This is a genomic window from Hymenobacter ruber, assembly GCF_054783255.1.
Genome location: NZ_BAAGQX010000003.1, coordinates 18,265 through 30,533 on the forward strand (window position 1 = coordinate 18,265; position 12,269 = coordinate 30,533).

12 protein-coding genes and 1 pseudogene are annotated in these 12,269 nt (G+C 59.6%); 11 read left to right on the forward strand and 2 right to left on the reverse strand.

Features of this window, described 5'->3' with window-relative positions; translation table 11 throughout:
- Positions 1-39 precede the first annotated feature (39 nt).
- From ACYVM5_RS07215 to ACYVM5_RS07250, 8 genes and pseudogenes are all read left to right on the forward strand, one after another.
- On the forward strand, positions 40-1,884 hold the full coding sequence (locus tag ACYVM5_RS07215; protein ID WP_460617461.1) for an ABC transporter ATP-binding protein: 1,845 nt from the start codon (positions 40-42) through the stop codon (positions 1,882-1,884).
- A 39-nt stretch (positions 1,885-1,923) separates the two neighbouring features.
- A complete protein-coding gene (locus ACYVM5_RS07220) occupies positions 1,924-2,433 on the forward strand; it encodes a hypothetical protein (RefSeq protein ID WP_460617462.1) in 510 nt (169 codons plus the stop codon).
- 34 nt (positions 2,434-2,467) lie between these two features.
- Positions 2,468-3,058 carry a phosphoheptose isomerase family protein gene (gene lpcA / locus ACYVM5_RS07225; protein WP_460617463.1) on the forward strand — a complete coding sequence of 197 codons (591 nt, stop codon included), beginning with the start codon at positions 2,468-2,470 and terminating at the stop codon, positions 3,056-3,058.
- Between the two features lie 249 nt (positions 3,059-3,307).
- Positions 3,308-4,843: a YifB family Mg chelatase-like AAA ATPase gene (locus ACYVM5_RS07230; protein ID WP_460617464.1), complete on the forward strand. Its 1,536-nt coding sequence runs from the start codon at positions 3,308-3,310 to the stop codon at positions 4,841-4,843.
- 70 nt (positions 4,844-4,913) lie between these two features.
- A complete protein-coding gene (locus ACYVM5_RS07235; RefSeq protein ID WP_460617465.1) occupies positions 4,914-5,225 on the forward strand; it encodes a nucleotidyltransferase family protein in 312 nt (103 codons plus the stop codon).
- Positions 5,226-5,244: 19 nt separating this feature from the next.
- Positions 5,245-5,580 (forward strand): HepT-like ribonuclease domain-containing protein, encoded by a 336-nt coding sequence (locus ACYVM5_RS07240; protein WP_460617466.1) that lies wholly within the window; start codon positions 5,245-5,247, stop codon positions 5,578-5,580.
- Positions 5,567-6,169: pseudogene (locus ACYVM5_RS07245) on the forward strand (quinone-dependent dihydroorotate dehydrogenase); the annotation flags it as partial. The gene ACYVM5_RS07240 and the pseudogene ACYVM5_RS07245, both read left to right, overlap by 14 nt.
- Positions 6,162-6,275 carry a hypothetical protein gene (locus ACYVM5_RS07250; protein ID WP_460617467.1) on the forward strand — a complete coding sequence of 38 codons (114 nt, stop codon included), beginning with the start codon at positions 6,162-6,164 and terminating at the stop codon, positions 6,273-6,275. The pseudogene ACYVM5_RS07245 and the gene ACYVM5_RS07250, both read left to right, overlap by 8 nt.
- Before the next feature lie 756 nt (positions 6,276-7,031).
- Here ACYVM5_RS07250 and ACYVM5_RS07255 read toward each other — a convergent pair.
- Positions 7,032-8,180: an acyloxyacyl hydrolase gene (locus ACYVM5_RS07255; protein WP_460617468.1), complete on the reverse strand. Its 1,149-nt coding sequence runs from the start codon at positions 8,178-8,180 to the stop codon at positions 7,032-7,034.
- A 199-nt stretch (positions 8,181-8,379) separates the two neighbouring features.
- Between ACYVM5_RS07255 and ACYVM5_RS07260 the strand changes: the two genes are divergently transcribed.
- From ACYVM5_RS07260 to ACYVM5_RS07270, 3 genes are all read left to right on the forward strand, one after another.
- Complete coding sequence (locus ACYVM5_RS07260) at positions 8,380-9,033, forward strand: porin family protein (protein ID WP_460617470.1); 654 nt, start codon at positions 8,380-8,382, stop codon at positions 9,031-9,033.
- Between the two features lie 204 nt (positions 9,034-9,237).
- Positions 9,238-9,837: a porin family protein gene (locus tag ACYVM5_RS07265; protein WP_460617471.1), complete on the forward strand. Its 600-nt coding sequence runs from the start codon at positions 9,238-9,240 to the stop codon at positions 9,835-9,837.
- Between the two features lie 147 nt (positions 9,838-9,984).
- Positions 9,985-10,626, forward strand: coding sequence for a porin family protein (locus ACYVM5_RS07270; protein ID WP_460617472.1), 642 nt, complete (start codon positions 9,985-9,987; stop codon positions 10,624-10,626).
- A gap of 80 nt (positions 10,627-10,706) precedes the next feature.
- Here the strand turns inward: ACYVM5_RS07270 and ACYVM5_RS07275 are convergent, their stop codons facing one another.
- Positions 10,707-12,074 carry a M20 family dipeptidase gene (locus tag ACYVM5_RS07275; protein WP_460617473.1) on the reverse strand — a complete coding sequence of 456 codons (1,368 nt, stop codon included), beginning with the start codon at positions 12,072-12,074 and terminating at the stop codon, positions 10,707-10,709.
- Between the last annotated feature and the right edge of the window lie 195 nt (positions 12,075-12,269).

Genomic DNA, 12,269 nt, shown 5'->3' on the forward strand with positions numbered 1-12,269 from the left:
GCGTTTCGGCGTCCCTCTTTCGGCTCGTCGCTAATATCTATGAAGACTTATTTAAGAATCCTCCAGTATGCCCGGCCGCTGCTGGCATTTCTGCCGCAGTACCTGCTGTACACGGTGCTGACCATCTTCTTCAGCATCGGCAACTTCACGCTGATTATCCCGCTGCTGAGCGTGCTGTTCGATAAAACGGACAAGGTACCGATGCGTGCGCCCGACCACCTGCCCGGCTTCAAGCCCACCATTCAGTGGGTCACGGACACGTTCAACTACTTCTTCGCCGATGTGCTCACGGCCCACGGCAAAATGGGGGCGCTGGCCTTCGTGTGCGGCGTGGTGGTGGTATCGGTGCTGCTCAGCAACGTGTTTCGCTATATGAGTTTGCGGCTGCTGGCCAAGGTGCGGGCCCGCGTCATTCGCAACCTGCGGCGCAACTTGTACCACCGCATCATCAGCCTGCAATTGGGCTTTTTCGCCGGCGAGCGGAAAGGGGATTTGATGTCGCGCTTCACGGCCGATGTGCAGGAAGTGGAAACCTCGGTGGTGAACACCTTCACGGCCGTTATCAAGGAGCCGCTCACCATCATTGCCTATTTCCTGGTGCTGTTCCATATGTCGGTGCCGCTCACGCTATTTACGCTGGTGCTGCTGCCGATTTCCGGGGGCATCATTGCCACCATTGCCAAGCGGCTGCGCACCCAGGCCAAGCAGAGCCAGAAAACGCTGGGCACCATGCTCTCGGTAATTGACGAGACGCTGGGCGGCATCCGGGTTATCAAGGCCTTTAATGCGCAGGAGTACATCAAGGGCAAGTTTGAAGACCAGAACGACCAGTACGCCCGCACCTCGCGCAACATCGACAACACCCGGGATTTGGCCTCGCCATTTTCGGAATTTGCCGGGGTTTCGGTAGTGGCTGGGCTGCTGTACTTCGGCGGCACGCTGATTCTGGGCGGGCAGTCGGCGCTCGATGGCGAGACGTTTATTGGCTACGTGATTCTGTTTTCGCAGGTACTCACGCCAGCCAAAGCCTTGTCCAGCTCCTTCGGCAATATCCAGCGCGGACTGGTGGCCGGCGAGCGGGTACTGAGCATTATCGACACCGAGCCCGCCATCCGCGACCGGCCCGATGCCATCGTACTGCCGCCCTTCGAGCGCCAGATTGAGTTCTACAACCTGAGCTTCAGCTATGGCGAAACGCCCGTGCTCTACGACATCAACCTGACCATCAAAAAGGGCCAGACCGTGGCGCTGGTGGGCGGCAGCGGCGGCGGCAAAAGCACCCTGGCCGACCTCCTCCCCCGCTTCTACGACCCCAGCGCCGGCCAGATTCTCATCGACGGCCACGACCTGCGCGCCTGCTCCCTGCATTCGGTACGCGACCAGATGGGCATCGTGACCCAGGAAAGCATCCTGTTCAACGACACGATTTTCAACAACATCCGCTTCAACACCGCCGCCACCGAGGCCGAGGTGATGGAAGCCGCCCGCATCGCCAACGCCCACGAGTTCATCGTGGCCAGCCCCGAGGGCTACCAGACCATCATCGGCGACCGGGGCTCGCGGCTCTCGGGCGGGCAGCGGCAGCGCCTGAGCATCGCGCGCGCCATCCTGCGCAACCCGCCCATCCTCATCCTCGACGAAGCCACCTCGGCCCTCGACACCGAGAGCGAAAAACTCGTACAAGAAGCCTTGCAACGCCTGATGCAGAACCGCACCTCGCTCGTCATTGCCCACCGCCTGAGCACCGTGCAGCACGCCGATGAAATCGTGGTGCTCCAGCACGGCCGCATCGTGGAGCGCGGCACGCACGACGAGTTGTTGCGGCGCGAAGGCGGCGTGTACCAGCGCCTCAGTTCGATGCAGACCAACGCCGCGCTGGTCTGAGAAACCCCTATCTTTCGTCCCAAACCAACTTTTTCCGCCATGCTCGCCCTCAAACGCATTGTCACCGTCGCCGTCATGATTTACCTGCTGCTGGCGCTGCTGTTCATCCTCGTTCCCGCCGTGCGCACCTCGGTGGCGGATATGGGCGCGGGCCTGTCGGTACCAGAAAAGGAACGGCAGTTTTTCTACGTCATGTTCGTAATTGGAGCCGTGATTATGGCCCTGCACCTGCTCACCGAAAACCTCGATAGCGTGATGCTGCGCCGCACCGTAACCCAGCACGAAGGCAAAATCAACGAACTGAAAGCCAAGCTCTACGACCAGCAGCAGCGCACCACCATCACGCCTCCCACCACCGGCCCGCGCACCATCGACGGCCGCAACCTTGATGCGCCCGTGGTGCGCGAACAGCCCACGCAAAGCCAGGTGGCTGGCACTGCCAGCACCACGGAGAACCGGACGGCCGACCACCTGCCCCAGCCCACCTTCCCGCAAAACGACCCCAGCCTGAGCAACACCCCGCCGGCCGACCGGCCGCCGTTGGCCTAACTCGTTCGAACACCTGATACCGAATACCAAAGAAGTGCCTGACGCCACCCTCCCCGACCTCATCCGCGCCGAGCTCATCGAAGCCCGCGCCGTGCTCGACCGCTTCCTGGCCGACCCGGCCCACGTGGCCAGCATCGCCGCCGCCGCCGAGCTCATCGCCGCCAGCCTGCAAAGCGGCGGCAAAGTCCTGACCTGCGGCAACGGCGGCAGCCTCTGCGACGCTCAGCACTTCGCTGAAGAGCTTTCGGGCCGCTATCGCCAGAACCGCCGTGCCCTGGCCGCCATTGCACTCACCGAAGCCTCGCATATGACCTGCGTGGCCAACGATTTCGGCTTCGAGTTTGTCTTCAGCCGCTTCGTGGAGGCCCTGGGCCGGCCTGGCGATGTGCTGCTGGCCATCAGCACCAGCGGCAATTCGCCCAACATCCTCCGTGCCGCCGAAGCCGCCCGCGAGCTAGGCATGACCGTGGTTTCCCTCACCGGCAAAGACGGCGGCCAGCTCGCCGGCCTGAGCGACGTGGAGATTCGCGCGCCGCACTCCGGCTATGCCGATAGGATTCAGGAAATTCACATCAAGGCCATTCACATCATGATTCAGCTGATTGAGAAGCTGGTGATTGGGTAATAGGAGCATTTTTTGAGCAATTATTAAGTCCCAGCGGGGCGACAAGGCTGCCCAAGTCAATTTTGAGCCCCAGCGGGGCGACACTCGGCCAGTGAGTGTTGCCCCGCTGGGGCTCAAGTGTTCAAAACAGAATAATTACTGCCAATACGTCGCCTCTCTGAGTCTTTGCACCGGATAGTTGCGGCGGCTTCCTAGATTTACAGTTCAGTTGCCTTCCATCATCGCTATTTCCTAACTCTACCCAACCCCATGCTTACCAAAACCTTCGGCTCGGCCGTGCAGGGCGTCAATGCCTACACCATCATTATCGAAGTGGTGGTTTCGGCGGGTACGGGTTTCAATGTGGTAGGCTTGCCGGACAACGCCATCAAGGAGAGCCAGCAGCGGATTGAGGCGGCGCTGAAGTTCCGGGGGTACCGCATGCCGCGCACCAAAACCGTGGTGAACATGGCCCCGGCCGACATCCGAAAGGAGGGTGCGGCCTACGACTTGCCTATCGCGCTGGGCATCCTGCACGCCTCGCAGCAACTGATGACGGACCGCCTGCCGGAGTACGTGATTATGGGCGAAATGGCGCTCGATGGCGAGCTGCGGCCCATTAAGGGCGTGCTGCCCATTGCCATTCAGGCGCGCAAGGAGGGCTTCAAGGGCATCATCCTACCCAAGGAGAATGCGGAGGAAGCCGCCATTGTCAACAACCTCGACGTGATTGCCGTGAGCAGTATGCAGGAGGCCATCGACTTCTTTGAGGGCCGGCTGGAAATCACGCCCACGGTGGTGGACACCCGCGACTTGTTTCAGCACACGGTGAACAAGTACACGGCCGACTTTGCCGACGTGCAGGGCCAGGAAAACATCAAGCGGGCGCTGGAAATCGCGGCGGCCGGCGGCCACAATGTGATTATGATTGGTCCGCCCGGCGCGGGTAAAACCATGCTGGCCAAGCGCCTGCCCAGCATCCTACCGCCGCTGAGCATGCAGGAAGCGCTGGAAACCACCAAAATCCACTCGGTGGCCGGCAAGCTGGCGGGCGGCGGGCTACTGAGCACGCGGCCCTTCCGGGCACCCCACCACACCATTTCGGATGTGGCGCTGGTGGGCGGCGGCGGCAACCCGCAGCCCGGCGAAATCTCGCTCTCGCACAACGGCGTGCTGTTTCTGGATGAGTTGCCCGAGTTCAAGCGCACGGTGCTGGAGGTGATGCGCCAGCCGCTGGAGGAACGCCGCGTGACCATCTCGCGGGCGAAAATCAGTATTGAGTTTCCGGCGAATTTCATGCTCATTGCCAGCATGAACCCCTGTCCCTGTGGCTATTATAACCACCCAGAAAAAGAATGCGTGTGCGGTCCCGGCGTGGTGCAGAAATATTTGAATAAGGTTTCCGGCCCGCTGCTTGACCGCATCGACCTGCATGTTGAAGTCACGCCGGTGACGTTTGACCAGATGACGGAAGCGCGCAAATCGGAAACCAGCGCCGACATCCAGACGCGGGTAGACCAAGCCCGCCAGGTGCAGGAAAAGCGGTTTACGGAGTACGTCGACATTCATTCCAACGCCATGATGCCCCCGCAGATGGTGAAGGACATTTGCCAAATCAGCGAAGACGGCCGTCAGCTGCTGAAAACCGCCATGGAGCGCCTTGGCCTAAGCGCCCGGGCCTACGACCGCATCCTGAAAGTGGCCCGCACCATCGCGGACCTGGCCGGCACCGATGCTATTGAAATCAACCACCTGGCCGAAGCCATCCAGTACCGCAGCCTCGATAGGGAGGGTTGGGCTGGGTAATTGCATAACTACTCCTGTCTAATTCATTAATTATTTCCGTTAATAATTCGGCAAGTGCGTAATTTGTGACATGGCGCAATTACCGCATTCGCTTGAGTATATTCAGCAGGTATTAACTGCCTATTTTGCTGATAAACCTGTGCGTCGGGTGCAAGTATTTGGGTCGTATGCCCGCGGTGAGGCCACGGCCGAGTCCGATTTGGATTTATTGGTGGAAATGGCTGCTCCGGCGGGCTGGGCGTATTTCAGCTACGCCGATGATTTGCAGGAAAAACTGGGGATTAAAGTCGATTTGGGCAGCAGCGTATCCGACTATATCTATCGCTACATCGCCAAAGACTTAAAAACGCTGTATGAGCCCAAAGAAAGACAGGCCGCGTGACCCTGACCGGGCCCGCCATATGTTGGAAGCGGCGAAATTAATTATCGAATTCACCCAAGCCCGAACCTTCCAGGAATTGCTAACGGATGCGCTGCTTCGGTCGGCGGTGGAGCGGCAATTCGAAATTCTTGGGGAAGCCAGCTCGCATGTTTCGGCCGATACCCAGGCCCTGTGGCCTTCCATTGAGTGGAAACAGATTAAGAATTTCCGGAATCTGCTGGCCCACGAGTATTTCCGCACCAACTACGCCGAAGTGTGGAACATTGCCCGCAACCTGCTTCCCCCATTGCTCCCCACACTAGAAGCCCTTTTCGCCGACCTGGACCGGCAGTTTGGCCCCGATGTCAGTATATAAAGCTTTCGTCAAACCCCTGCTATTCAACCTTGACGCCGAGCGCGCTCACCACCTCGTTTTCGATAATCTGCGCTGGTCGGCGCGGGTGCCGGGCACTCAAGCGCTGCTGCGGGCGCTGTACGATTTCCAGCATCCCGGGCTCGAGCGCTAGGTTTTCGGACTGAAATTTCCGAACCCGGTGGGGCTGGCGGCGGGGTTTGACAAGAACGCGGCCCTGACCGATGAGCTGGCCACGCTGGGCTTCGGCTTCGTGGAAATCGGGACGGTGACGCCCCGGCCGCAGCCCGGCAACCCGGCGCCGCGCCTGTTCCGGCTGCCGCAGGACGAGGCGCTGGTGAACCGAATGGGCTTCAACAACGACGGCGCGGCCGTGGTGGCGGCCCGGCTGGCCCGGCGGCGCAACCGCCAGCTCATCATCGGCGGCAACATTGGCAAGAACAAGGACACGCCCAACGAGCGCGCTGCCGAGGACTACGTAGCAGGCTTCGAGGCGCTGGCCGAGGTGGTTGATTATTTCGTGGTGAACGTGAGCTCGCCCAATGCGCCCAACCTGCGCCAGCTCCAGGAGAAAAAGCCGTTGATTGAGTTGCAAGCTGGCGGCGGGCGCTTCGCTGATTCAGCTTTACACCGGGTTTATCTATGAAGGGCCGGCGCTGGTGAGCCGGATAAACCGGAGTCTGGTGCTACGAGGCTAACGCGCTGGGTACGCACGCGCTGGTGCCAATACCGGATGAGCGGCACGCCCAGCACAGTGGGCCAGAGGAAGTTGTAGGGAAACGGAATGAAGTGCAGGCTGGTGACCGAAAACGCCGATACCGCCGCGATGTACGAGGCCAGGAAGCCCGAAATGTGGTTGAGCAACCATTGGTTTTTGGTCCAGTGCCCGGCATTGGCGTAGCCACGCAGCTGGCGGAAAGCCGTGCCCGCACCAAGGAAGCCGAACACGCCGACCGGGATATTGCGGGCGAAAACCGCATACCCCACCGTGCCCACGAAAACCACCAGCCCCACACCCGCCACCGCCCAATCGAACGCCGCCACGCGGGCATCCCAGGCCAGCGGTTTCAGGAACAGCGAGCGGTAGCCGAAGCCGGCCATGTATAGGCTAAACACGGCTGTGAGCAGCAGAAACAGGCTATGGATGTGCTGCGCACCCACCAGCGCCGTGGTGCCGGCCACCGCCATGGCCCAGAAAAACACCCGCCCCCAGTGCCGGTGGGCCGCCCCGCCCTTGCGCACGGCCAGCGCCACCGGAGCTACGAAAAAGCCCGTAAAGCCAGCAACAATGTGTATCCAGCGGTTGATTCCGAAGAAGGTTTCCATGGCACAGGCGGCAGGTGATGAATACTGCCGAAAGATGGCCGGCGGAAACCCAATCAAGGAATTTCATTCACCGAAACGCCATTGGCTGCGTCTGAAACCGCGTTTTTTGCGGATAAATCTGGTCGTCGTTAGCGCAAATCGACGGTAGGCTCCGGGCGGTGGCCGGGCAGCCGGGCTCCCACTTTAAACTCGATAACATCGGCCGCACCCCGGTGGATTTTCAAATCGATGGCCCCAAATACGGCATCGGTGAAGTGGTATTTCAGGCCGAGCCGCTCGTAGTAGGCCGTGCTCGATTTGTAGGGCGCGTACACGTAGAAGCCCAGGTGCGACACGAAGGCCAGCCGGCCAAACAACAGCTCGTGGCCGACGAACACGCCCACCTTTTTCACGTCGGGCTGCTTGCCACCGGCGCGGGTAGTGTCTTCCAGCGTGGCCTTCAGGCTGCGGTCGTTGAAGCCTTCCACGCCCAGCAGCAGGTTCGATTTGCGGTTGACGCGGCGGCCTACGGCCAGCGTCAGCGAGTTCACGAGGTACTTGTGCTTGTCGCCTTCGGTGCGCTGCTTGAAGCCTAGGCTGGTGCTCACGTTGATAAAGTTGGTGCCGATTTCGGCCGGTAGCGGCGCGTTTGAGATAAACGTGGGGGCCGGGCGCAGTTCGTGGTAATTCAGGCCCAGCACCACCGAGGGCAGGTTTACGCCGAAGTTGGGCTTGGTGGTGGCCCCGTTGGAGTAATGGTTGAGCCCGGCCCCCACCAGCAGGCCCAGATGCGGTGTGAGGGCGTAGTCGTACTCGAACCGAAACTGCAGCGTGGCGTTCAGGGCCGAGCTGGCGATGGTATTCTTGTGGTTGGTTTCCTGGTTATAAGGATTGGTGAGGTAGGCCAGCCCCGCCCCTAGCCGGAAGCTGAAATCGTGCTTCGGCCCGCGCGAAAACGTTTTGCTGATGTAAGGACTAGCCGCGAAAGCGTAACCCAGCACCGGGTTGTGAAAGTCGTAGTAAGTAAGCGCCAGCCCAATCTTCGGAAACTTATACCAGGCGTGCCAGGGGGCTGCGCCGGTGGTCTGGCGCTGCAAATTCACCTCAAAGCCCGTGGGGTGCGAGGCCACCAAATGCCGGATGGCATAGGTGTGCGCCATGATGATGCTGCCCTGCGCATACGCCCCCACTATAAACGGCGCGGGCGGGGCCACTGGCGCCACGGAATCCGGAGCTTGAGCAGCGGCCCAGGGCGTGGCCAGGCCCCACAGTAGCACCGGCAATATGGTATTCCTCAACTTCAAAATAGCGTCACCCTTCATTTTTATATCCTGGACCGATGCCAAAAATAAGCCTCTGTAATGCTGATTGATAGATTCAGACCAAAAAAATAACGTGCTTTTCCACAACCCTTCTGCCCCGGGACCGATATACACCCTGATTTTGAGCACGGACAACAGATTGTCTTCAGAATTCATCTTATCATTTTTATCCCTCATGAAAAAAACCATCCTATCGCTGGCACTGCTGGCTGGACTATCCAGCGCGGCGCAAGCCCAAACCGGCCTCAAACTCGGCCTCAAAGGCGGCTTCAATGGCGCCACGTTCTCCGGCACCGACTCGAAAGGCTCGGAATACAAGGCCGGCTTCGCGGCCGGTGGCCTGATTAACTACGGCTTCTCGGACCTGATTGCGGTGCAGGGCGAATTGCTCTACTCGCAGAAAGGTGCTTCGATTGACGCTGGAAACAACACGACGTTCAAATCCACACTGGGCTACATCGATGTGCCCGTTCTGCTGAAGGTGACGGCTGGCGATGACGGCAAGGGCCTTTTCTTCGAGCTTGGCCCGCAGGGCAGCTTTGTTATCCACAACCGCGATTTCTATCAGGTAGGCGGCAACCAGAGCACCGACAACACCAGTACCGACGCGCTTAATAAGGCCGTAATCGGCTACGTGGCCGGTATTGGTTACCAGCTCACGAGCGGTCTGGGCCTGGGTATCCGCTACACCGGCGACGTGTCGCAGGTGTATAAAGATGGCGCTAGCATTCCGTTTACCGTGGCTGGCATAAACGGCACAGCGAAAGCTCCTAACGTGCACAACTCGGTATTCCAATTCCAGGTGCATTATATGTTCGGCGGTAACTAACGTTCGAATCATCAACTAAAAAGAGGCCCGACTTTCCCGTGAAGTCGGGCCTCTTTTTTTGTGTCGGTCCGGTAGGTTGGGGCTTTTATATGGGCGCGGCGCGGCTAAATCAGCAACCTATTTCCGATGCGGGCGGTATAAGCCCATGAGTAGTTATTCAGCGTTTTTGACCCTGACTATCAATATCTTCACCTTTTCTTCATTATGAAAAACCTCATTCTTCCCATCGCGTTGCTGGCCAGCACTATTGGTGTGGCGCGGGCGCAGCAGCCCGCCAATAGCATTGGCCTCAAGGTTGGTTACGGCATTACCAGCTTGTCGGGGAGCAGCGCCGGCTATTCGTCCACCACCCACTCGGCCTACCAGGCCGGTCTGATGGGCGACGTATACTTTGGGGAAGTCGTTTCCTTCCACCCCGAAGCGCTGTACACCAAACAGTATTTCGACACCAAAGACGTGGCTGCCTTCAATCGTGACATCGACTACATCAACGTGCCGCTGCTGGCCCGCTACCACGCCGATGGCCTGTTCTTCGAAGCCGGCCCGGAAGTCAACTTTGCCCTGTCGGGCAAAAATGAAGACGGTGCCGACATCAAAAGCCGCGACGTGACGCCGGTGGCCCTCGACTATGTGGTGGGCCTGGGCTACGAGCTGCCCGTGGGCCTCTCGCTGGGCGTGCGCTACGACGGCGGCATCAGCCACACCTTCAAGGACGCGGCCGGCGATGGCTTGGGCACCGGCAACCTGCGCACCAGCACGTTCTGGTTCAATCTGGGTTACGCCTTTGGGGGCACGGGGCGCTAGTAAGTGCTATTGACAACGCAAAAAGCCCGGCTTCCGCAATGGAAGCCGGGCTTTTTGCGTTGCAATAGGCGTAGTAAACACTGGATGGCAGGCAAAATCACGCGCGGCCCAACCGTAGCTTTGCGGAATCACCTATCTACTTCGCTTATGAAAAAGACTCTTTTCACCCTCGCGCTGCTGGCCGGGCTTACGGGTGCGGCGCAGGCGCAGCGCAGCATTCGGGCGCGTAGCCAACCCTCGAGCGGCTTGTCATTGGGCGTAAAAGCCGGCGGCTCCCGCTCCATTCTGAGAACCTACGACGGCACGGCCTACGAAAGTATTTACGGCTATCACGCCGGCGTTTTCGCAAATGTGACGCTTAGCAAGCACTTTGCCTTTCAGCCCGAATTGTTGTATTCGCAGAAGGGCGCAAAAATCCCCAATGATGCGAATACACTGGTTACGCGACGCTTCCACTATGTAGACCTGCCTCTGCTTTTCCACGTCAACGCCCGCGGCTTCTTCCTGGAGGCCGGGCCGCAGGTGGGGGTGCTGGTGGCAGCTCAGGACAAGCTGGGCGATGCCACCATCAAACTCAACCGGGAGCAGTACTTCACTACGGCCGACATTGGCTTTGCGGGCGGCCTGGGCTTCCAGCGTAAATCTGGCCTCGGCGCCGGCTTGCGCTACGTGGGTGGGCTCAGCAGCATTAGCAAGAGCCTTTCGCAAGGTGCCGTGACAATACAGAAAGACGCCCGCAACAGCGTACTTCAACTGTACCTGACCTATTCCTTCAATGCCACAAACTAGCCTCTGCGCGCACTCAGCAAAAAGCCCGGCTTCCGCAATGGAAGCCGGGCTTTTTGCTGGCTAACAACGAACCCTCACGCTTAGTTGGCCGCCGCGTAGTTGCGGTAGAAGTGCGGAATGGTTTCGATGCCTTTCAGGAAGTTGAACACCCCGAAATGCTCGTTGGGCGAGTGGATGGCGTCCGAATCGAGGCCGAAGCCGAGCAACACGGTATCGAGGCCCAGCTCCGATTTGAACATGGCCACGATGGGAATGGAGCCGCCGCCGCGCGTGGGCACCGGGCGCTTGCCGAAAGTGGTTTCCATGGCATCGGCGGCGGCGCGGTAGGCCACCGAGTTGGTGGGCGTCACCACGGGCTCGCCGCCGTGGTGGGGGCGCACTTCCACGGTCACGCCCTGGGGCGCGATGCTGGTGAAATGCTTCTGGAACAGGGCCGTGATTTCGTCCGAGGTCTGGTGAGGCACCAGGCGCATCGAGATTTTGGCGTGGGCCTGCGAGGCGATGACGGTTTTGGCGCCCTCGCCGGTGTAGCCGCCCCAGATGCCGTTCACGTCGAGCGTGGGGCGAATGCTGGTGCGCTCCATGCTGGAGTAGCCTTTTTCGCCGTAGCTATCGGGCAGCCCAATGCTCTTCTGAAATTCTTCTTCGGAGAACGGGGCTTTGGCCATTTCGGCGCGCTCGTCGGCGCTCAGTTCGTCCACGTTGTCGTAGAAGCCGGGGATGGTGATGTGGCCGTTGGCATCGTGCAGGCTGGCAATCATCTCGCACAGGGCGTTGATGGGGTTTTGCACGGCGCCGCCGTAGAGGCCGGAGTGCAGGTCGCGGTTGGGGCCGGTCACGGTTACTTCGTGGTAGCTCAGGCCGCGCAGGCCCACTTCGATGCTGGGCACGTCGTTGGCCAGAATGCCGGTGTCGGAAATAAGAATGACGTCGGCCTTCAGCTTCTCCTTGTTGGCCTTCACGAAGATTTCGAGGTTGTTGGAGCCGATTTCTTCTTCGCCTTCAAACATGAACTTGATGTTGCACGGCACGCCGCCCTGGCCGTCGCGCATCATCATCTCGAAGGCTTTGACGTGCATGTAGACCTGGCCTTTATCGTCGCAGGCGCCGCGGGCGTAGATTTTTTCATCCTTAATCACTGGCTCGAAGGGCGGTGAAGTCCACAGCTCGTAAGGGTCGGCGGGCTGCACGTCGTAGTGGCCGTACACCAGCACGGTTTTGGCATCGGGGCCAGCTACCAGGTACTCGCCGTACACGATGGGATTGCCGGCCGTGGGGCAGATTTCCACGTTCTGTACGCCGGCTTCTTCGAGGCGGGTTTTGAGGTAGTCGGCGGCCTTCAGCACGTCGGCGTGGAACTTGGGGTCGGCCGATACGGACGGGATGCGGAGCCAGTCCATCAGCTCATCGAGGAAGCGGGTTTGGTTATCGGCGAGGTAATTGGCCATGCGGAGCGAAGTTTGGGATGGTTGGGAATGCGGGAGTAAAAGTAGCGGGCTGCAGCGGAATGAGGCCACTAGCTAATGCCGGCTTTCAGCGGGATAAAGAATAAACACTGATAATTCGTCAAGTTTTTTTACGCCATTAGTATGCATTACAAAGTACCTGATATATGTTTGTACTATCTATAACAAACCACTGAC

Excerpts from the sequence above, each read along its gene's own strand:
- ACYVM5_RS07220 (WP_460617462.1), top strand. The coding sequence starts at position 1,924 with ATGCTCGCCCTCAAACGCATTGTCACCGTCGCCGTCATGATTTACCTG.
- ACYVM5_RS07230 (WP_460617464.1), top strand. The coding sequence starts at position 3,308 with ATGCTTACCAAAACCTTCGGCTCGGCCGTGCAGGGCGTCAATGCCTAC.
- ACYVM5_RS07260 (WP_460617470.1), top strand. The coding sequence starts at position 8,380 with ATGAAAAAAACCATCCTATCGCTGGCACTGCTGGCTGGACTATCCAGC.
- ACYVM5_RS07240 (WP_460617466.1), top strand. The coding sequence starts at position 5,245 with ATGTTGGAAGCGGCGAAATTAATTATCGAATTCACCCAAGCCCGAACC.
- ACYVM5_RS07275 (WP_460617473.1), bottom strand. The coding sequence starts at position 12,074 with ATGGCCAATTACCTCGCCGATAACCAAACCCGCTTCCTCGATGAGCTG.
- ACYVM5_RS07235 (WP_460617465.1), top strand. The coding sequence starts at position 4,914 with ATGGCGCAATTACCGCATTCGCTTGAGTATATTCAGCAGGTATTAACT.
- ACYVM5_RS07270 (WP_460617472.1), top strand. The coding sequence starts at position 9,985 with ATGAAAAAGACTCTTTTCACCCTCGCGCTGCTGGCCGGGCTTACGGGT.
- ACYVM5_RS07215 (WP_460617461.1), top strand. The coding sequence starts at position 40 with ATGAAGACTTATTTAAGAATCCTCCAGTATGCCCGGCCGCTGCTGGCA.
- ACYVM5_RS07265 (WP_460617471.1), top strand. The coding sequence starts at position 9,238 with ATGAAAAACCTCATTCTTCCCATCGCGTTGCTGGCCAGCACTATTGGT.